This is a genomic window from Arthrobacter sp. PAMC25564 (genome assembly GCF_004798705.1).
In the GTDB taxonomy this organism is placed as follows: domain Bacteria; phylum Actinomycetota; class Actinomycetes; order Actinomycetales; family Micrococcaceae; genus Arthrobacter.
The window spans coordinates 1,119,601-1,139,253 of the sequence record NZ_CP039290.1; the positions used below are offsets into that span (position 1 = coordinate 1,119,601).

The window sequence follows — 19,653 nt, forward strand, 5'->3', positions numbered from 1 at the left end:
TCGCGATCGACCTTCCCACTGTAGGCAGGAACGCGCCCCGCGGACAGGGCTTTCCCGGCTTTCATTACCCCCGGAACAGTGCCCCGGTTATGTCGCGTGTGAGCTCGTGGATGATGCCGAGGCGGTCCGCGCTGTCGGCGTCGTCGGGGCCCCAGGTGTAGATCGCCACCGCATAGGAGCGGTCGCCGGAACCCAGGATCGCGGCGTCGTGCACATACCCCTGCACGACGCCGTACTTGTGGTGCACGGTGATGCCAGGGGCCACGGCGGCGGGAATGAGGTCCTCGTCGTTGGTCTCCTGCATGTAGCCCAGCAGTTCTTCCGTGTGTTCGGCGTTGAGCAGCTTCCCGGTGGAGAGGGCCGTCAGCAGCAGTGCCATCTCCGGCGGCGTGAGCAGGTTCTTCTCCGGGTCGTATTCAATGCCGATGCTCCTGGCGTACTCGATCAGCTTGGGGTAGCCGATGTCCTGCATCAGCAGCAGCCAGGAGTCGTCGCTGCTGGTGTTGACCATGGCCTTGAGCTGGAACGCCGCGTCGAAGTCGCCCAGCGGAGTGTCCAGCGACTTTTCGCCGGTTTCCACCAGATGGTAGTAGGCGGCGGCCGTGATGATCTTCGCTGTGCTGGCGGCCAGATAGGGGGACACATCGCCGTAGCTCTGCAGCTTCCCGCTCCGGGTGTCCACGAGGGCGACGCCGATCCGGTGCCCGCCGTTCGCGCTCAGGATGCCTTGGATCTCGGCGCCGAGAGCGACGGCCGCGTCCGGTGCGGTGTTCGTTGCGGGTCCACCGGGGCCCCGTTCCTGCGCGGATACAACGAGGAAGCCGGACTTCGGCACCGGCCCGGTGCGGACGGCGGCGAAGATGACGGTGGCCAGAATGACGAGCAGCGTGACCAGCCACACCAACGCCAGCGCCCTTCGCTTGCTTCCGCCCGCCGCGGCCGGGGGCTGGGGCCGTGGATCAGCCGGTCCTGAAGTGTTCATGTGCCAGGACCTTCCAATACAAGCGGGGGTGGGGTTACCCCAAAAACGTATGCCCCAGCCGGGAGCATGTCCACGGGCCGCGCGGGGAGGGCCGCAAGCTGGGGGCAAACTCCCAGCAACGGACGACGGGGGCGCCGTTCCGCCGCGTGGGAATCTCCGGTATTCCCTCAGCATCCGGACGTAAACTGGCCTTCGAATCACTGTGCATGAAGCGTGGCTTGGAGACTGGATGCTCTGGAAACTGCTCGTTGAATACCTAAGGCCGCAGCGGCGGCTGCTGCTCGCCGTCGTCGTTTTCCAGCTGGCGGCGTCCATCGCCTCGCTGTACCTGCCCACCCTGAACGCGGACATCATCGATGAAGGCGTCGCGAAGGGCAACACCGACTACATCCTGGGCACCGGCGGGCTGATGCTCCTTGTCACGTTCCTCCAGATCGTCTGCACCATCACGGCCGTGTACTTCGGCGCCAAGGCGGCGATGGCCCTGGGCCGGGACCTCCGCGGCGCGATCTTCACCCGGGTGGCCGAATTCTCCGAGCAGGAAGTCACCCGCTTCGGGGCGCCGAGCCTCATCACCCGCTCCACCAACGACGTCCAGCAGGTCCAGCAGCTCGTGCTGATGTCCGCCACGCTTATGGTCACGGCCCCCATGCTCAGCATCGGCGGCGTCATCATGGCCATCCGGCAGGATGTGCAGCTGTCCTGGCTGATCGCCGTGAGCGTGCCGGTGCTGCTGATCGCCGTCGGGCTGATCGTGACCCGGATGGTTCCGCTGTTCCGCAAGATGCAGACCCGGATCGACACCGTCAACCGGGTCCTCCGGGAACAGCTCACCGGGATCCGGGTGGTGCGCGCCTTCGTCCGGGAGGACATTGAAACAGCACGCTTCGCCAGGGCCAACGAGGACGTCACGGACACGGCCCTCCGCGCCGGGCGGCTGATGGCGCTCGCGTTCCCCACGGTGATGCTGGTCCTGAATGTCTCCAGCGTGGCCGTGATCTGGTTCGGTTCCTTCCGCATCCAGGACGGCTCCATGCAGGTGGGCACGCTGATCGCCTTCCTCAGCTACCTGATGCAGATCCTGATGTCCGTCATGATGGCGACGTTCATGGCGATCATGATCCCGCGCGCCGCCGTCTCCGCGGACCGTATCGGCCAGGTGCTGGGCACCGAATCCAGCGTCCGGCCCCCGGAGCACCCGGTCAGCGTTGCGGCCGGGCGGATCGGGCGCGGCGAGCTGGAAATGCGCGACGTCGGATTCGCCTACCCCGGTGCCGAGCAGCCCGTCCTGGGCGACATCAGCTTCACCGCCCGGGCAGGGCAGACGACGGCGATCATCGGCAGCACCGGATCGGGGAAGACCACCCTGGTGAACCTCATGCCCCGGCTTTTCGACGCCACGTCCGGCTCGGTGCGGATCGACGGCGTGGACGTGAAGGAACTGCACCCGGACCTGCTCTGGGGGCACATCGGGCTGGTCCCGCAGAAGCCCTACCTGTTCTCCGGCACGGTCCGCAGCAACCTGCTCTACGGCAAACCCGACGCTACCGAGGACGAGCTCTGGCGGGCCCTGGCCATCGCCCAGGCCCAGGACTTCGTGCTGGAGATGGAGGGCGGCCTGGATGCGGCGATTTCGCAGGGCGGCACCAACGTCTCGGGCGGGCAGCGGCAGCGGATCGCGATCGCCCGGGCGCTCGTGAAGCAGCCGGAGCTGTACATCTTTGACGACTCGTTCTCCTCGCTGGACACGGCCACGGACGCCCGGCTCCGGCAGGCGCTTAGACAGAACACCGCAGGGGCCACCCTGGTGATCATCGCCCAGCGGGTCTCCAGCATTGTGGACGCGGACCAGATCCTGGTCCTGGACAACGGCCGGATCGTGGCGCACGGAACGCACGGGGAACTGCTGGGGACCTCGGAAACGTATCGCGAGATTGTGAACTCGCAGCTGGCAGCGGAGGAGACGGTATGAGCCGGACAGACAAGGCGCCGACGCCGGCCGCCGCTTCCGGCACGGGCGCACCTGCCGGGGCGCCCGCCGTCGTGCGCATCCCGCGCCCGGCGGGCGGACCGGGCCGCGGCGGCCCGTTCGCAGGGATGAACATTCCGGCCGAAAAGGCGATGAACTTCGGTGCCTCCGCCAAGCGGCTGGTGGGCACCCTGCACCCCGAACGGCTGTGGCTGGTCCTGGTGCTCGTGCTGGCCATTACCAGCGTGACCCTCTCGGTGATCGGCCCGCGGCTGCTGGGAGCGGGCACCAACCTGATCTTCTCCGGCGTCGTGTCCAAGCAGCTCCCGGCCGGGGTGAGCAAGGACCAGCTGATCGCAGGCCTGCGCGCCGCGGGGGAGAAGCAGAAGGCGGACATGCTCAGCGGGATGGCGCTGACCCCCGGCGTCGGGATCGACTTTGCGGCGCTGTCCTCGGTGCTCCTCTGGGCGCTGGTGCTATATGTGCTGGCCTCGGCGTTCAGCTGGGTGCAGGCGTACGTGCTCAACGGTGTCGTGCAGCGTACCGTCTACCGGCTGCGCGAGCAGATCGAGGCGAAGATCAACCGCCTTCCGCTGCGCTACTTCGATTCGGTGCAGCGCGGCGAGCTGCTCAGCCGGGTGACCAACGACGTCGACAATATTTCCCAGAGCCTGCAGCAGTCGATCAGCCAGGCGGTGACATCGCTGCTGACCGTGGTGGGGGTGCTGCTGATGATGTTCCTGCTCTCGCCGACGCTCGCCGTGATCGCGCTGGTGACGGTGCCGCTGACGCTGGTGACCACCACGGTGATCGCGAAGCGCTCGCAGAAGCTCTTCGTGGCGCAGTGGAAGAACACCGGGGAGCTGAACGGCCAGATCGAGGAGACCTACACCGGGCACGCCCTGGTGAAGGTGTTCGGGCGTCAGAAGGAGGTGGAGGAGCGGTTCCGGCAGAAGAACGTGGAGCTGTACCAGGCGAGCTTCGGCGCCCAGTTCATTTCCGGCCTGATCATGCCCGCCATGACGTTCATCGGCAACCTGGTCTACGTGGGGATTGCCGTGGTGGGCGGCCTGCAGGTGGCCTCCGGCGCGATGCAGCTCGGCGACGTGCAGGCCTTCATCCAGTACTCGCGGCAGTTCACCCAGCCGCTGGCCCAGCTCGGGTCCATGGCGAACCTGCTCCAGTCCGGCGTTGCGTCGGCCGAGCGGGTGTTCGAGCTGCTGGACACCGACGAGCAGAGCCCGGATCCTGTCGCTGCCCTTTCTCCGGAGACGGTGCGGGGCCGGCTCGTGTTCGAAAACGTTTCGTTCTCCTACTCGCCGGACAAGCCGTTGATCTCTGATCTGAGCCTGGTGGCCGAGCCGGGACAGACGGTGGCGATCGTGGGACCCACCGGGGCAGGCAAGACCACCCTGGTGAACCTGATGATGCGCTTCTACGAGCTCGACGGCGGGCGGATCACGCTCGACGGCGTGGACATCACCGGCATGACCCGCAACGAACTGCGCTCGCGGATGGGCATGGTGCTGCAGGACACCTGGCTGTTCGGCGGGAGCATCCGGGACAACATCGCCTACGGCCGGCCGTCTGCCTCGGAAGGCGAAATCCTGGAGGCCGCGAAGGCGACGTACGTGGACCGGTTCGTGCGGTCGCTGCCGGAGGGCTATGACACCGTGCTCGACGACGAGGGCGGCAACGTGAGTGCCGGCGAGAAGCAGTTGCTGACCATCGCGCGGGCGTTCCTGGCCCGCCCGTCCGTGCTGATCCTGGACGAGGCGACGAGCTCGGTGGACACCCGCACGGAGGTGCTGGTGCAGAAGGCCATGAGCGCGCTGAGGTCGGACCGGACCAGCTTCGTGATCGCGCACCGGCTCTCGACCATCCGCGACGCCGACCTCATCCTGGTGATGGAGGCCGGGCAGATCGTGGAGCAGGGGACCCATGCGGAGCTGCTGGCCGCCGGCGGGGCGTATTCCGCGCTGTATGCGGCGCAGTTCGCGGCTCCGGTGGCGGAGGTTTAACGGCGCTGCGCGTGGGGCGCGGCATCAAACAGAAGCGGACGACGGCGGGTGATCCCGCCGTCGTCCGCCCCTCCTGATTACTGAAACTGCGTCATGCTCTTAGTTGATTGAGGGCGACGCACTCAGATAGCCCTTCACGCTGGCGCGAAGGGTCTCGGTGTGCTCGTAGATCTCCTCAAGCGTGGTCTCAAGGGCGTCGGCTTCGGCCAGGTCGGCTTCGGCCACCGGCGTGCTGGTGACTGTTGCGGCCGCGTCATCAGTCTGCGGGAAGCCAGCAGGGGCGCCGAGAGCCTTTTTCAGACGCTCGTTCACCTGGTCGTTGAGGAACTGCTTGGACGCTTTGGAGACCAGTGCCGTGAACTGCTCACGCACCTTCTGCGTGTACGGGCCGGGGTAAACGCGGCCGGTGAGGAACTTGATCCATTCGCCCTCCGGTTCCTTGAACTGCGCTGCCAGTGTCCGCTTCAACTCGCCGATGTACTTCAATTCCCCGGCGGAGCTGATGATCGAGTCGAGGTCAACGACGTCCTTGGAAAGCTTCTGCAGCTCAGGGATCAGGGATTCATCAATATCGGTGAGGTCCAGGACCAGGAAGGGCTTGGCGTCCATCCGGTTCGGAGCGTCGAGGTCGGTAAAGAACTGGTACACCGCCCCGACTGCAATTGCTATTAAAGTTCCCGCCATCATCAGTGTTCAACCCATGGCGTATTCACTCCCACAGGCTTGGTCGGCACCGAGGGTGCGGTTGAGGAGGAAGCTGGTGACTCCTGAGGTGAGGCGTTCGTCGTTGCCCGCCCTCATCAATCGAAGATTTTCCTAAATGCCTCCGACGTTACCGACCCCTCTCTTGGTTGGACTCCAGATCGGCCAGTGCCTGCCCGAATGTGAGTCCATGTAGCTCTGAGGGCCAAACTCCCAACTGCCGGGCCATTGCCTCGGTCTCCCATCCCTTGGACCGTCGTAGTCCAGGAAATACGATGCCGAAAACTCGGGATGTCTCTCGCGGCATCCCATCAGGCTCCCCGGAGCGGTAGCCGCGGCGAGCGAGTTCGATACAGGTCTGCCGGAGCGAGGTCGAATCGCGATCTCTCGGCTGGTTTAAGCGTCGAGAGGAACATGAAGGGTCGACGTTCTTCCCAAATGCTGAACGCGTCGACCTCAGCCGTTCCATCCGGGAGGGTCTTGTCTGAACTCAATGACCCTGAGCCAACCGCTTGCCAAAAACCTTTTCGTCGCTTTGCAAGCTTCGGTTCGCGGCGGTGAGCAGGCGGCTTCTAACCTGGTTGAGGTGTTGAGATCCCGCTCAGGACGCCAATGTAGTCCAGCGTTTTGGGACTGACATGCCGCACAAGCGCAAGGGCTTCGCGAAGTGCGGCACCCTTGGCGTGGTCACCGAGCGCGCCGCGGAGTTCAACTACCGTTTCGATGCCCTCACGCTCGAACACTTCCGTGATGTCCTCTATCTGGGCCAGACGGCCAGGCGACGGCCAGCTGATAACTTCCGAGAGCTGCCCTGTATCGAGGTGCCGCCGGAATCCACTCGTTGTAGCGGCATCCGGCCATGCCTCAACCAGAGCAACAACGCGCGGCTTGACGGTTTCGTTGTAGTTCTGTCGGCGCTGCAGCGTGGCATCGACAATGATGGCCCCGATGTGGTCCCAGCTACGGCTGACTTCGGTCGAGGCTTCTGTGCCGTGTGAGTCCATTGGCGCCGGAGTATTGGCAGCATCATTGTCGATATTCATACCTGAATACTTCCATGTGCCGTGCCAGGGGGCTGGTCGGCGCCGTAGATCAGCGGCACTCAACACAAACGGACGACGGTGGCAGGCCGCCCGTCGCGGGCCCCGGTGGCGTTCCACCGGGGCTTTGTTGTAGTGAAGGGCTAAAGTAAATGCTTATGACTTCTGCGACTCTCGATCGGACATCCGGAGTCCCGCTGTACCGCCAGATCAAACAGATCCTGGTCGGGGAGATGCGCGCCGGGGCGGGCACCGACGGCCTTGCGATGACCGAGGAAGCGCTCCTCAAGCGTTTCCACGTCAGCAGTGCTCCCGTGCGCCAGGCGCTCAAGGAACTCGTCGACGAGGGCTACGTGTACCGCGAACAGGCCAAAGGCACCTTTCCGGTGCAGGGCCTGAATGTGCAACGACCCGCGACGCTGAAGCGTGTGGGCGTCCGGGGCGAAAGGCGATGACGCTTCGGCCCTGGATCTGAGCGAGGGCGAACCGATTCTTATGGTCGAGACTCTCCTGCTCACCCGCGATGGCAGCCCGGGCGGCTGGCGCCGCGCTATCCACCGCGCCGATGACTTCAAGTACGTCTTCGCGTCCAGCCGGTAGCCGGCTGGGTTTCGAAAAGCTCAACCACCGGGGGACCTCTCCCGTCTAAGGTAACCGCGACGGGCGCAACAGGGTCGCGTCGCCTGCGCGTCCGGGGTCGAGCGGCACGGGGCTGATCAGCACGGCGGGTCCGCGGTGCAGGACGCCGTCGGAAAGCACCTGGCACCGCACGCCGCCCCGCCCGCGCATGGATTGGTGGGCACCGGGGGCGAGCATCTCATCCATCCAGGCACAAGGATGGGCAGGGCGTCCGGCCTTGAGCCGCACCAGGTCCCCGCGGGATTCCAGTGCGAAGTCATGTCCGAGCAGCGGTGCCAGGTGGGCTCCTCTGAGGACCACGTTGCGACGTGTCAGGAGCGGGTCAAGGGGTGCCGTTCCCAGCTCCGCGGCGATGGCTTCGAGAGCCTCGATCGCGAACGCGGTGACTGCGGCATCCATGTGCGCGGCCTTGCCGAAGAACCGATCACCGACGATGCCCTTGCCGGCAAGCAGCTCCACGTGCTCGGCATCTGTGGTGGGGACGTCGGCTGCGCCCTCGCGGGCGCGGCCGAAGTAAGCGTGTGCCGGTGACACGATCAGATGCAGGACCTCCACGTCATACCTGTAGCTGGCCGTCATCCCACAAAACTATCGCCTGGGCACGGCCCGGCACACCAAACGCAAGCGGACGACGGCGGGAAGTTCCGCCGTCGTCCGCTTGCGTTACTGCGACTACGCGGGCTGTTCCCGCCGTTCGTGTGTCTGTCCGTAGGGGACGTCTCGACTGACGGTGACGGTGTAGCTGGCGTAGCTGTGTTGTGTGACCAGGATGCCATGGCGGCTTTCCTGCATGGCGTGTTCGCGGGCCATTTCCACGGCGGTGTTGAGGTCGTTTTCGACGGTGTCAGGATCGTGGGCTGTGATTTCCAGGACGAGGTCCGAGTGGCGCTTGATCATGGTGGTCTCTTTCTCGGCGGGATCCCGGGACTCTGAGTGGCACAGGCTTCCGGGGCCGGGCGCACCCGGGGAGGCGGAAAGCGGTGGTTTCAGAGGGGTTGCCCGGCATTCTCTGATGGGGCGGCGGCCGGCCGAAGTGTCCGGCGGGCTGGATCGGCGGAAGCATTTGTTCCTGCGGATCTGTAGTCAGTGTGCATGAATCGGTGGCCCGGCGCAATACGGAGTCACGGGAACCTGACAACACGCGAGAGGTCGACGGCGGGATGTTCCGCCGTCGACCGCTTGCCTGGCCCGAAACGGCCCCTGCTGGGTGCAAGTGCCAGAGCCCCAAGGCGAACTCAGCGGTTACGGTTCAGGGCAGGTGCGGGCCGCCTGGGCCGGATTCCAGCAGCCCTCCGCCGGCCCAGCGCTTCAACGCGAGCTTCTCGGCGTCGTCGAACTCCATAAGGGCAAGCCGACACAGCTCTTCAACATTTCTCGTCCACGCGGCAGCGAGTTCTCCTGCCGTCATCTCGTCCGTGAGGGAACCCCCGGCGGACACCACGCCCTGGATCACGAAGTTGACGGCTGAACGGGACACCGGCTGCCCGGCAGTCACGCAGTCGTCCCGGACCGATCTAGCCAGTTCACTGCGGTTGCCCGGATGCTCGCGCAACTTTGACTCCAGCGACAGGAATACCTGCCGGAACTGTTCGGGCGAAAGCGCTGGCACGTCTGTTACCCGGCTGACCTGCTCCTCGATGGCCGGCCGGCCCTCCGGCGCCAGGACGGAGAGCTCCGGCGAAAAGCGCTTCGCGTCCCACACCCAGCCAGGCGACGGCGTGGACGAGTATTGAACACCTTGTCCGATCTGGGCGATCCAGGCCCCGAACTTGCCGTAACCGCCCCAATCGGTCTTGAGCGACGGGTCCGCGGTCAGCGCCCAGTGCGCTGCAACGGCTCCGGTGACCGGACCCGGCGCCGCCTGCACAAGGGTGCGGACCTCGTCGGCGGCTGTCCTCGCAGACCCGGACGCAGGGGGTGCGGTGCGGAGCGGGGCAAGTCCGGCCGATGTCACCATCCGGGGGATGTCGGCCGAGGTCCCGTTGAGGATTGCCACGAAGTCGTGGGACTCCACCACACTGTCTGCCATCTCCCGGTACGCGAACGCTACGGCGCCGGTAGCGATGACCGTCGTCATCCGGTCGGCGGCCCGGAACCGCTGGACCAGCGAGGTGAAATCCGCGTCCGCCGATGCGACGAAGAATTCCTCAATATGTCCTGCCCCGGACAGGGCATCCATCGCGTCCAGCACCAGGTTGATGTCGGTGCTGCTCTTGCCCCGCTGGGTGAGGGACGGGCAATCGATCACACGGAAGCCGGCACGGGTCCAGTACGGCCTGTACTTGGAGTAGATGACGGGGTTGAGATAACAGTTGCGGATCAGGAAGCGCCGGGAGTCCTCGCCCGTGACGCCACCGGCCAGCGCTTCCGTCCAATGCTTGGGATCTTCAGCGAAGCGCTTGGCTGCGCCCGGGTCCAGGACCATCAAGCCGGTGTAGACGTTGTCGAAGTCAACGAACATCGCGGCGCGGATGCCAGGCCGTCTGGACTGATGAAGAGGTTCCGTCATCGGCTCAGTGTGCCAGCAGGAGTAGGGCATGTGCCAGATGTATGCCTCTGCGGCGTTGCACGGGTCCGCACCCGGCGCCGGTGCCTCCGGCACACCGTCCGTCGGGGCGCGCGCGGCTAGGACGTGGACCGGTCCAGGTGTGCATCCCTGACGTCAGAAGGCGTTGCGCCCTGGATGACCCAGCGGTTGCCGTCTGGGTCCCCGAAGTAGGCAAACTGCACTCCGCCCATCTCCTGGACCTCGCTGATGTCGGCACCCCGGCGCAGGAGCTCGGCGCGCGCTGAGCCCATGTCGGGCACGACGAGCTGCAGCCCCTCGAGGCTGCCAGGCGCCATGCCCGTCATTCCGGTACCTATGACGATCGAAGCAGCCGAGCCTCGCGGCGTTAACTGCACGACCCTCATCCCAGGGATGTGCTCAACATCGTGGTCAAGGACAAAGCCCAGCTTATCAATATAAAAGGACTTCGATCTGTCGACATCCGCTACCGGTACTTGCACAACTTCAAGACGCATCTCCATGCGGCCCACAGTACCGCCGCCGTACCGCAAGGATGCGACGACACCCGGCACAAACGGTCGGCAGCGCCCATATTGTGCAACGCTGGTTGCATGGATCTGGAGGTGTCGGCTGCGCTCACGATTCCCGCTTCGGAACTCGGCTGGCGGTTCTCGCGTTCGTCCGGGCCGGGCGGTCAACACGTCAACACCTCGGACAGCCGCGTCGAACTCTCGTGGAATGTCGCCGACTCCGCAGTGCTTTCTGATTACCAGCGGTTGATGCTCCTCACGCGTCTCGGACGACGTCTGATCGCCGGGGTGATCACGGTGACCGCCTCCGAGCGGCGCTCCCAGTTGCGCAATCGCGAGATCGCTCTGGCTAAGCTCTCCGACCTCGTGGCAGAGGGTCTTGCTCCCGAAGCTGCCCGCCGCCGGGCGACCAAACCCACCCGGGGCTCGAACCGTCGGCGCCTCGCCGCAAAGGAACAGCGGTCGGCGACGAAACGGCAACGAAAGCGGCCGTCCGCCGAGTAACGCCGTCCAGCCCGCGATTTTCAGCCGCGGGGCAGCGGGAGCGTTTAGAACCTGATCTTTTCGATAGGCGCGCCCGGCGTCTGAATGCTGGAATCGGGTCGGTCACCCCTGTGCCCGTTGCCGGTAGTCCCGCGGGGTTTCGCCGGCGTCGTTGAGGAAATGCCGGTTGAAATTGGATAGGTTCGAGAAGCCCACTTCGTAGCAAATGGCGGAGATGGCCTTGTCGCTGTGCTCCAGCAGGCGCCGCGCATGGGCGAGCCGAAGTTTGCGGACCAGGTCACTGAAGTTCTGGCCGGTGGCGCGTTTGAAGTACTTCGAAAATGTCGGTTCTGACATTCCTACCAGCGCCGCCGCCTCGGACATCTTGACGCTGCCGGCGTGGTTGCTGAAGACGTACTCGAGGACGATGTCCACCACGGCGGCGGCCTGGCCGTCCAGCTGGGGTCTGAACCATTCGTCGGCCAGGTAGCGCCGTTCCTCCTGTGGTGCACGGGCCAGAACCGTGAGGAGCTCAAAAAGGTGGTGCAGCCGCTCCAAGCCAGTCGATATGCCCATCGCATCGATGGATATGGCTGCAGACTGGGCCGACCGTCCCAGGAACTCGATCCCGCGTGAGGACTGTTCCAGCAGGGGCTTGACCTCGGCCATTTCCGGAATGATCGACATAGCCTGTTCAACCCATTTTCCGTCGAACTGGATGAGGGCATCCCGGCCCAGGAGGACCTCTCCGGGCTCGAGGTCGCTGACCCAGTCGTGCGGCAGCCCCGAACCCACCAGGGCCACATGTCCGGCCTCGAACGTGCCGATGTGGTCTCCCACGATGAACTTTCCGGTGCCCTTCCGGATCAGGTGCAGCTCGTATTCGGGGTGGTAGTTCCAGCGTGCTACCGGGCTGGGGTAGTCGTGCTCGTGCCACCGGACAGAATGGTCCGGGTCTTCCGGGATGACCTCCCGGTTGGCACGCATGCCTAGCAGTCTTTCTGCAAGCCGGGCGGCTGCGCTGTCAATGATGCCTGCACCGTCGCTGGGGCCCGCCGCGCTCATCGTGGTTCTCCCGGGGTCATGAAATATAGACAGCATCTTTGGTCGCCTTCTCCTAGGATAGCGCGCGGCCGGGCGCCGGTCGGGAAAATTAGTATCAGAAACGGGCAACCACGGCGCTAGTTGTGTCCTATCCCACAGGCCTAATCTTGAGGAACATCAGCGAGCCGCCCCGGCTTCCAGCCCCGGTCCCGCTTTCCGCCCCACACCTCCGACACAGCAGTCGGGGTGCGGGTCGCATTGCACCCCCTGAAGAACAAAGGAGTCCTTGAATGCGCGCAAAAATACGCGTCGCCGCGTTAGCCGCAGGTGCCCTGTGCGTGGCGCTCAGCGCCTCAGCCTGTGCAGGTGCTGGCGGCGGCAATTCCGCAGGAGACCCGAACAGCATCAATGTCCTGATGGTGAACAACCCCCAGATGGAGGACCTGCAGCGGCTCACCGCGGATAACTTCACCAAGGAAACCGGCATCAGGGTCAACTACACCGTCCTGCCGGAAAACGACGTCCGCGCCAAGATCAGCCAGGAGTTTTCGAGCCAGGCCGGCCAGTACGACATTGCGTCGCTGTCCAACTACGAGATCCCGTTCTACTCCGCCAACGGGTGGCTGGCACCGCTGGACAAAGTGGCCAAGGATTCCGGGTTCAACCAGGCGGACATCCTGCCGGCCTACACGGCATCGCTGACGGGGAAGGACGGCAAGCTCTACGGCGAACCGTTTTACGGAGAATCCTCCTTCCTGATGTACCGGAAAGACATTCTCGACGCCAAGGGACTGACGATGCCGGACAAGCCGACCTGGGACGAGGTCGCAGCCCTGGCTGCCCAGGCTGACGGCGCCGCTCCTGGCATGAAGGGAATCTGCCTGCGCGGCCAGCCCGGCTGGGGCCAGGTTTTCGCACCGCTGACCACGGTGGTGAACACCTTCGGCGGAACCTGGTTTGACAAGGACTGGAACGCGAAGGTCAACGCTCCGGAATTCACCGAGGCCGTCGACTTCTACACCAAACTGGTCCGTGCCCACGGCGAGGCCGGCGCCGCCCAGGCAGGGTTCACCGAATGCCTGAACAACATGAGCCAGGGCAAGGTGGCCATGTGGTACGACGCCACCTCCGCGGCCGGTGCTTTGGAAGCGGATGCCTCCCCGGTGAAGGGAAAGATCGGCTACGCCCAGGCTCCGGTGAAGGAGACCAAGTCTTCGGGCTGGCTGTGGACCTGGTCCTGGGCTGTACAGGCGGCTTCCAAGAAGCAGGACGCCGCCGGGAAGTTCATCGCCTGGGCCAGTTCGAAGAAGTACGAGGAACTCGTGGCATCCAAGCTCGGCTGGGCCAAGGTCCCGTCCGGCAAGCGCATCTCCACCTACGAGAACGCCGAGTTCCAGAAGGCCGCTCCGTTCTTCAAGGCCGAACGCTCCGCCATCGAGAACGCGGACCCGAAGAACCCCGGCGTCCAACCCCGGCCCGCTGACGGCATCCAGTTTGTCGGCATCCCCGAGTTCGCTGCGCTGGGCACCAGGGTGTCCCAGGGTGTCAGCTCCGCCGTCGCGGGCCAGGGATCCGTTGCTGACGCCCTGGCCAAGGGCCAGGAAGCCGCCCAAAAAATCGGCGATAAGTACAAGAAGTAACAACCTAACCGCAGGAGAACATCATGACTAACGCAACGGCGCGCATCTCCCGCCCCGGGCACAGCGCACCACAACCTTCCAGCAACGCCAGATCGCGGGGACGGGCTCTGGCCTGGGTACGGCGTGCACCGCTGCTGCCGGCCCTGATCTTCCTCATCATCGTCACCCAGCTTCCGTTCGTGGTGACCCTGATCATTTCGTTCCTGAACTGGAACAGCCTGAGCCCGGACAAGACCGGATTCGCCGGCTTCGAGAACTACATCCAGGTGCTCACCGATCCCGACATGCAGCAGGCGATCGTCACCACCATCATCCAGACCGTCGCTGTGGTCCTGGCCAGCCTGGTCCTGGGCCTTGGCCTGGCCCTGCTCCTGGACAAGAAGTTCATCGGCCGCGGACTGGCGCGGACCCTGCTGATCGCACCGTTCCTCGTGGTGCCGGTGGCCGCGGCGCTCATCTGGAAGCATGCCATCCTGAACCCCGTCTACGGCCTGATCAACGGCACCCTCACCTGGGTCTGGTCGCTCTTCGGCAGCGACACCCCGCCCCAGACTGATCTGCTGTCCCAGGCGCCATTGATGGCCATCATCATCTCCCTGGTCTGGCAATGGACACCGTTCATGATGCTCATCCTGCTCGCCGGTCTGCAGTCCCGCCCCATGGACACAGTGGAGGCCGCCCAAATGGACGGCGCAACTCCCTGGGACATCTTCCGCCACCTCACCCTGCCGCACCTGCGGCAGTACCTGGAACTCGGCGGACTGCTCGGAGCCATCTACATCGTGCAGAATTTCGACGCTGTTTTCACCCTCACTTCCGGGGGCCTGGGCACGGCCAACCTGCCCTACGCCATCTACGAGACGTTCTACTTCGCCAACGAATATGGCTTGGCGTCGGCCGCCGGCGTCGTGGTGGTCATCGGCACCATCATCGTGGCGACCTTCGCACTCCGCACCGTATTCTCGCTCTTCAAGAAGGAGGCAGCACGATGAGCACCCTTACCCCAACCGAGCCCCGGGCATCCGTTCCCGGCCGGACCGCCCTCACAACCGGTCCACGGCGCCGAGGCAAGTCGCGCATGGACCCCACCCGGAACAACACGGCGGCCGGGATCGCAGCCTGGCTGCTGGCCCTGCTGTTCGCAGTACCGGTCCTGTGGATGATCCTGACATCGTTCCACTCGGAAACGGACGCCGCGACGAACCCGCCCTCCATCGCCGCCGACCTCAACCTGGACGCCTACAAAGAGTTCTTCGGCGCGAGCTCCGGAGTCAGCCCATGGCCGTCGCTGATTAACTCCGCCACCGCCTCGATCTTCTCCACCGTGCTGGTTCTGCTGCTGGCCATCCCGGCCGCCTACGCGCTGTCCATCCGGCCCGTGAAGAAGTGGACCGACGTCATGTTCTTCTTCCTCTCCACCAAGATGATGCCCGTGGTTGCCGCGGTCCTGCCGCTCTACCTGTTCGCCAAGAACGCCGGCGCGCTGGATAACATCTGGTTCCTGGGCCTGATGTACACGTCGATGAACCTGCCCATCGCCGTGTGGATGATGCGCTCCTTCCTCGACGAAGTGCCGGTCGAAATGCTCGAAGCCGCCCAGATCGACGGCGCGGGCCTGCTGCTGACGCTCCGGAAGGTCGTCGCCCCCGTGGCCATGCCCGGCATCGCCGCGACCGCCCTGATCTGCTTCATCTTCAGCTGGAACGAACTCCTCCTCGCCCGGGTCCTCACCGGCGTCGTGGCCGGCACCGCCCCCGTCTTCCTCACCGGCTTCGTCTCCAGCCAGGGCCTGTTCCTCGCCAAGGTCTGCGCGGCCGCCGTCGTGGTCTCCCTGCCAGTGCTGTTCGCCGGCTTCGCCGCCCAGGACAAACTCGTCCAGGGCCTCTCCCTCGGCGCCGTCAAATAGCCGGCCACCGCCCCTTCGATCTGTCCAGGAAAAAAAGGAATACTTCGATGACAACATCAACCACCCATACCGCCGCCACCGGCAGGAAAGTACCCGCCACGATGCGCGCCTCCATCCTCAAGAGCCAGGGCGAGATGGTAATGGAAACACTGTCCGTCCCGCAGCTCGACCCCGATCAGGTCCTGGTGCAGGTCGCAGCCGTCGGCGTCTGCGGCAGCGACGTCCACTACTACGAGCACGGCCGGATCGGCGACTACGTCGTGGACCACCCGCTGATCCTTGGCCACGAGCTCTCCGGACGGATCGCCGCCGTCGGAAGCGCCGTGGACCCCGCCCGCATCGGCAAGCGGGTCGCCGTCGAACCCCAGCGGCCCTGCCGCACCTGCAAGCAGTGCAAGGCAGGGCGGTACAACCTGTGCCCCGACATTGAGTTCTACGCAACCCCGCCGATCGATGGCGCCTTCGCCGAATACGTGACCATCCAGAGCGACTTCGCCTACGACATCCCGGACAACGTCAGTGACGAGGCGGCCGCCCTCATCGAACCGCTCTCCGTCGGACTCTGGGCCTGCGAACGCGCCGAGATCAGGCCCGGCAGCCGGGTGCTGATCGCCGGCGCGGGCCCGATCGGCATCATCGCCGCCCAAGCCGCCCGTGCTTTTGGTGCCACCGAGATCTACATTTCGGACATCGCCGAGGACCGCCTGGCGTTCGCCCTCAAGCACGGCGCCACCCATGCCCTCAACGCCAGGACGGACAGCGTCGAAGGCCTCGACGTCGACGCCTTCATTGACGCCTCCGGCGCACCGCAAGCCGTCCGGTCCGGGATCAAAGCCGTGGGACCGGCCGGCCGGGTCATCCTGGTCGGACTCGGGGCCGACGACGTCGAACTCCCCGTCTCCTACATCCAGAACCGGGAAATCTGGCTCTCCGGCGTCTTCCGCTACACCAACACCTGGCCGCTTGCCATCCAGCTGATCGCCGACGGGAAGGTGGACCTGGACATCCTGGTCACCGGCCGGTTCGCCCTGGCCGACTCCGAAGCGGCACTCAAGGCGGGAAAGCAGGCCGGCCAGCTCAAAGCCGTGGTCTACCCGGGCCGCTAGCCCCTGCTGCTCGACCAGCAACCACCTTCAGCGCCCACCTGCAAGGAGACAGCCATGCCAGCACAAGAGAACGGCCCCCAGCCAGGCCGCTCCGACGACGGATCCTTGGTCACCGTCATCGGCGAGTCACTCGTTGACATCATCGATGACCCGCGACGGGGAACGACCGCGCCCGAAACGCACCCGGGCGGCAGCCCCCTCAACGTTGCAGTCGGCTGCTCCCGTCTGGACCTCCGGACCAAACTCATCACCCACCATGCCGAGGACGCTCACGGGCAGATGATCGCCGAACATCTGCGCAGCAACGGTGTCGATGTTACGACCGGTGGCTCCCGCCCGACCTCGACCGCGGTGGCGACCCTGACCGTCTCCGGGGCCGCTGAATACACGTTCTCCATCAGCTGGGACATCAACGGGGCATCCATTCCCGCCCTGGCCGCGGTGGAGAGCTCACTCCATGTCCATACGGGATCGATCGCGTCAGTTCTTTCCCCGGGCAACGAGTCCGTGAAGCTCCTTATCGAGGCGGCACGCCCGCACGCCACCGTCAGCTTTGATCCCAACTGTCGGCCCGCGATAAGCCGGGATGCGGCCGAGACCCGGGACCAGGTCGAAGACTTTGTTGCCGCCAGCGACATCGTCATGGCCAGCGAGGAGGACCTGCGATGGCTCTACCCCGACAGGGCACTGGACAGGTCGATGGCAGCGTGGCTGGAGCTCGGACCGTCATTGGTGGCACTGACCCGCGGCGGGGACGGGTCCGTCATCCTGACGCGGCGGGGCCGCGTGGAACTGCCGGGGGAAGCCATCACTGTGGCCGACACGGTGGGGGCGGGAGACTCGTTCATGGCGGCGCTGATCTCCGGACTCGCGCAGCTGGACGCTCTGGGAGCCGCCGCAAGACCACGCCTGCAGGACATCACCCCGAATGAACTGCACGCCCTGGCCGCTTATGCGAACAGAGCCGCGGCCATCACATGCTCCCGGCAAGGCGCCAGCCCGCCGACGTCGGCCGAACTGGGTTCCTTGACCGGCTCCGTCGCCGGTAGCTGATACGAGTCGACGACGGCGGGAGACTCCCGCCGTCGTCGTGGTGTTACGTCCCCGTTTGTGTTGCTACAGGTTGACCGTCTCGAGGTTGGCTTCGCCGTGGTTCAGGCTGAGCGTGAAGGTGTTGGGGCCGCTGGCGTGGACCGCGATGTTGCTCTTGGCGGTGTTGTGCTGGACCGAGAGGTCGTGCACCAGGGCATCGAGCTCGTGGTGCATGGTGGAGTGGTCCCAGAGCTTGTGGGTTACGGAGTTGGCAGTTTCAAACGTCATTGTTGAGCTTCCATTCATGAATCCGGAGGTCCGGCTGCCGCACCGATGCGGAGCCGCGGTATAACCAATCCATGAACGCCCGAGACTTGAGGCGGCTCTGCGAGCTCACCGGTTTGGCCTCGTTGCGTCCACCAGGATGGGTAAAACTTGCCTTTATTCCACTTGCTGCGCTAGGCATTCGGAGTGGAGGTCAGGACTGTTGCGGGGAAGATTCCTTCCCAGCCGTGCTTTTCCATAGTGCACAGGACGGCGCAATCGTCTCAAGTCAGATGGCGATTTTTTGCGGGTGAGTCTTATCACAGCTGCGCTGACAGAAAGTCAACCTCGTTGCTCGCGGGATGCTGCGAGGAGGCGGCGACGGGCGCTTCGCTGCGCGGACTACCGTCCGGCTGACACCGAAGTCGCTGATCAGCGTGTCTTCGCTCGGGAGCTTGTCGGCGGGCTGGATGACGCCGTCGACTATGTGCGCATGCGAAGATCGGCGGCGAGGTCCGCGGTCAGGTCCCGGCCAAGGACCTCCTTGAAGTCATCGGAGTCTCCACCGGACACATCTGGATGAGCGACAACCTCATCGACGTCCAATACGACCTGCTCCTCAAGGACGTCGGACTGCTCCGCGGCGAACTCGGCACCCTCCCCACCGGAAGCCTCAACGCCGACGTCGAACAGGCCATCAGCCGGGCCCGCGCCCTCCTGGGCGCCGATTCCCCAAACCAGCAAGCCCGATAGAGGACGGCTCAGGCTACCGCCGCGGGGATCGCCGGGATTCCATCGTGGTACCGCACGGTGCTTCGCTTGAACACCTCCGCATAGATGGAGGAGCTGACGGAGGCCACGCCCTCCCATTTCTGGAGATCAGCCAGCAGCAGCCGAAGGTCCTCCAGGCCGGCTACCGCCACCTGTGCCATGAGCCGCTCGCCGGAGGCAGCGGCCCAGCGCGTGACAGGGAGGCCGGCCACGTATTCCCCCAGCGTGCGTGTCGATGCGCCTTCGCCGGTGATCGTGATCAGGGATTCGATCGGGAATCCCAATGACGCCAGGTCCACCACCGCCCTGATGAACAAGGCACCAGAGCTGGTCATCGTGTCAAACCGGCGGCTGACCGTTGCCTTGGAGACGGCCAGGTCAGAAGCGAGCTCATCCACGGTTGCCCGGCCGTTGCGGTGCATGAGCCGGGCCAGCAGCAGGCTGGTGTCATCGAGCGGTGTGTGGCCGGTTGCCGTCCCGGGCAGGTGGCCATCCTCATCGGGGTGCAGTGCGGCATATTGCTTACGATCCAGGACGTCCGGCGTCCAGCCGGAGGGGGTCCGGAAGTACTCGAACAGCGGCATCATGGCGAACGACTGCACACCCTCCACCTTCGCGAGACGGTGGTACAGCAGCTCTGCGAGCTCATCGGGAGCGAGGAACATTTCCGCCACCCCCTCGTTGGATCCGGACAGGGCGCTGACCCAAGAGGACTCGTCCTGGTCGGCGAGCCACGAACAGACCTGGCGCAGCTCACGGGGGGCCGCCGTCACGCGGAGGAGGAAGGCGGCCCGGGAACTGACCGCCGCCGGGTTGATGAAGGCGTTGATGCGTACGGCACCGGATTCGAGCAGTTTGTTGCCGCGGCGTGCCACGGTCCGTTCCTGTTGGCCCAGGACCTCGGCGATCAGCCGCCACGGGGCGCGGCCATTGCGCACGAGTGCGGCCATGATCTGCCGGTCGAGCGTATCAAGTTGCTCCATGTCGGGGTCCTTTCACTGTTGCCTCCCAGCTT

20 protein-coding genes and 2 pseudogenes are annotated in these 19,653 nt (G+C 65.1%); 11 read left to right on the forward strand and 11 right to left on the reverse strand.

The features are described from left to right. Positions 1-64: 64 nt before the first annotated feature. The gene (locus E5206_RS05050) at positions 65-982 is read right to left on the reverse strand and encodes a serine hydrolase (protein ID WP_136321539.1); all 918 of its coding nucleotides are present in this window, start codon (positions 980-982) and stop codon (positions 65-67) included. Between the two features lie 229 nt (positions 983-1,211). On the opposite strand from E5206_RS05050, the gene E5206_RS05055 reads away from it, so the two are divergent. After that, positions 1,212-2,954, forward strand: a complete 1,743-nt coding sequence (locus tag E5206_RS05055; RefSeq protein ID WP_136321540.1) for an ABC transporter ATP-binding protein — start codon at positions 1,212-1,214, stop codon at positions 2,952-2,954. Beyond that, positions 2,951-4,972, forward strand: a complete 2,022-nt coding sequence (locus E5206_RS05060) for an ABC transporter ATP-binding protein (protein ID WP_136321541.1) — start codon at positions 2,951-2,953, stop codon at positions 4,970-4,972. Before E5206_RS05055 ends, E5206_RS05060 begins: the two co-directional genes overlap by 4 nt. A 135-nt stretch (positions 4,973-5,107) precedes the next feature. Here E5206_RS05060 and E5206_RS05065 read toward each other — a convergent pair. Then, a pseudogene (locus E5206_RS05065) lies at positions 5,108-5,635 on the reverse strand (restriction endonuclease); the annotation flags it as partial. Positions 5,636-6,246: 611 nt separating this feature from the next. Continuing rightward, positions 6,247-6,717, reverse strand: a complete 471-nt coding sequence (locus tag E5206_RS05070; protein ID WP_136321542.1) for a hypothetical protein — start codon at positions 6,715-6,717, stop codon at positions 6,247-6,249. A gap of 155 nt (positions 6,718-6,872) precedes the next feature. Here E5206_RS05070 and E5206_RS05075 point away from each other — a divergent pair, with 155 nt between their 5' ends. Both E5206_RS05075 and E5206_RS19415 read left to right on the forward strand, forming a co-directional pair. Further along, complete coding sequence (locus tag E5206_RS05075) at positions 6,873-7,169, forward strand: GntR family transcriptional regulator (protein WP_205760009.1); 297 nt, start codon at positions 6,873-6,875, stop codon at positions 7,167-7,169. Further along, positions 7,141-7,314, forward strand: coding sequence for a UTRA domain-containing protein (locus E5206_RS19415; protein ID WP_205760010.1), 174 nt, complete (start codon positions 7,141-7,143; stop codon positions 7,312-7,314). The genes E5206_RS05075 and E5206_RS19415 overlap by 29 nt, the downstream gene beginning before the upstream one ends. A gap of 45 nt (positions 7,315-7,359) precedes the next feature. Here the strand turns inward: E5206_RS19415 and E5206_RS05080 are convergent, their stop codons facing one another. From E5206_RS05080 to E5206_RS05095, 4 genes are all read right to left on the reverse strand, one after another. After that, a complete protein-coding gene (locus E5206_RS05080) occupies positions 7,360-7,932 on the reverse strand; it encodes an MOSC domain-containing protein (RefSeq protein WP_136321543.1) in 573 nt (190 codons plus the stop codon). 93 nt (positions 7,933-8,025) lie between these two features. Next, a complete protein-coding gene (locus E5206_RS05085) occupies positions 8,026-8,250 on the reverse strand; it encodes a hypothetical protein (RefSeq protein WP_136321544.1) in 225 nt (74 codons plus the stop codon). Between the two features lie 352 nt (positions 8,251-8,602). After that, positions 8,603-9,862 (reverse strand): NYN domain-containing protein, encoded by a 1,260-nt coding sequence (locus E5206_RS05090; RefSeq protein ID WP_136321545.1) that lies wholly within the window; start codon positions 9,860-9,862, stop codon positions 8,603-8,605. Between the two features lie 116 nt (positions 9,863-9,978). Continuing rightward, the gene (locus E5206_RS05095; RefSeq protein ID WP_136321546.1) at positions 9,979-10,383 is read right to left on the reverse strand and encodes a VOC family protein; all 405 of its coding nucleotides are present in this window, start codon (positions 10,381-10,383) and stop codon (positions 9,979-9,981) included. Positions 10,384-10,473: 90 nt separating this feature from the next. Here E5206_RS05095 and arfB point away from each other — a divergent pair, with 90 nt between their 5' ends. Further along, entirely contained in the window at positions 10,474-10,896 is a 423-nt protein-coding gene (gene arfB, locus E5206_RS05100) for an alternative ribosome rescue aminoacyl-tRNA hydrolase ArfB (protein ID WP_136321547.1), read from the forward strand. A gap of 102 nt (positions 10,897-10,998) precedes the next feature. Here the strand turns inward: arfB and E5206_RS05105 are convergent, their stop codons facing one another. Continuing rightward, positions 10,999-11,862 (reverse strand): AraC family transcriptional regulator, encoded by an 864-nt coding sequence (locus tag E5206_RS05105; protein ID WP_240689954.1) that lies wholly within the window; start codon positions 11,860-11,862, stop codon positions 10,999-11,001. Between the two features lie 347 nt (positions 11,863-12,209). Here E5206_RS05105 and E5206_RS05110 point away from each other — a divergent pair, with 347 nt between their 5' ends. From E5206_RS05110 to E5206_RS05130, 5 genes are read left to right on the forward strand one after another with little or no spacing between them, the layout of a single operon-like run. Beyond that, positions 12,210-13,559 (forward strand): sugar ABC transporter substrate-binding protein, encoded by a 1,350-nt coding sequence (locus E5206_RS05110; RefSeq protein WP_136321549.1) that lies wholly within the window; start codon positions 12,210-12,212, stop codon positions 13,557-13,559. Positions 13,560-13,582: 23 nt separating this feature from the next. Next, positions 13,583-14,551, forward strand: coding sequence for a sugar ABC transporter permease (locus tag E5206_RS05115; protein ID WP_136321550.1), 969 nt, complete (start codon positions 13,583-13,585; stop codon positions 14,549-14,551). Continuing rightward, a complete protein-coding gene (locus E5206_RS05120; RefSeq protein ID WP_136321551.1) occupies positions 14,548-15,465 on the forward strand; it encodes a carbohydrate ABC transporter permease in 918 nt (305 codons plus the stop codon). The genes E5206_RS05115 and E5206_RS05120 overlap by 4 nt, the downstream gene beginning before the upstream one ends. A 47-nt stretch (positions 15,466-15,512) precedes the next feature. Next, on the forward strand, positions 15,513-16,571 hold the full coding sequence (locus E5206_RS05125; RefSeq protein WP_136321552.1) for an NAD(P)-dependent alcohol dehydrogenase: 1,059 nt from the start codon (positions 15,513-15,515) through the stop codon (positions 16,569-16,571). A gap of 54 nt (positions 16,572-16,625) precedes the next feature. Then, complete coding sequence (locus E5206_RS05130; protein WP_136321553.1) at positions 16,626-17,624, forward strand: carbohydrate kinase; 999 nt, start codon at positions 16,626-16,628, stop codon at positions 17,622-17,624. 63 nt (positions 17,625-17,687) lie between these two features. Here the strand turns inward: E5206_RS05130 and E5206_RS05135 are convergent, their stop codons facing one another. Both E5206_RS05135 and E5206_RS05140 read right to left on the reverse strand, forming a co-directional pair. Beyond that, complete coding sequence (locus E5206_RS05135) at positions 17,688-17,891, reverse strand: hypothetical protein (RefSeq protein WP_136321554.1); 204 nt, start codon at positions 17,889-17,891, stop codon at positions 17,688-17,690. 367 nt (positions 17,892-18,258) lie between these two features. Continuing rightward, positions 18,259-18,362: pseudogene (locus E5206_RS05140) on the reverse strand (GntR family transcriptional regulator); the annotation flags it as partial. 84 nt (positions 18,363-18,446) lie between these two features. On the opposite strand from E5206_RS05140, the gene E5206_RS19185 reads away from it, so the two are divergent. Continuing rightward, positions 18,447-18,620, forward strand: a complete 174-nt coding sequence (locus tag E5206_RS19185; RefSeq protein ID WP_168709269.1) for a hypothetical protein — start codon at positions 18,447-18,449, stop codon at positions 18,618-18,620. Between the two features lie 8 nt (positions 18,621-18,628). On the opposite strand, the gene E5206_RS05145 is transcribed toward E5206_RS19185, so the two are convergent. After that, complete coding sequence (locus E5206_RS05145) at positions 18,629-19,621, reverse strand: Lrp/AsnC family transcriptional regulator (protein WP_136321555.1); 993 nt, start codon at positions 19,619-19,621, stop codon at positions 18,629-18,631. Positions 19,622-19,653 lie beyond the last annotated feature (32 nt).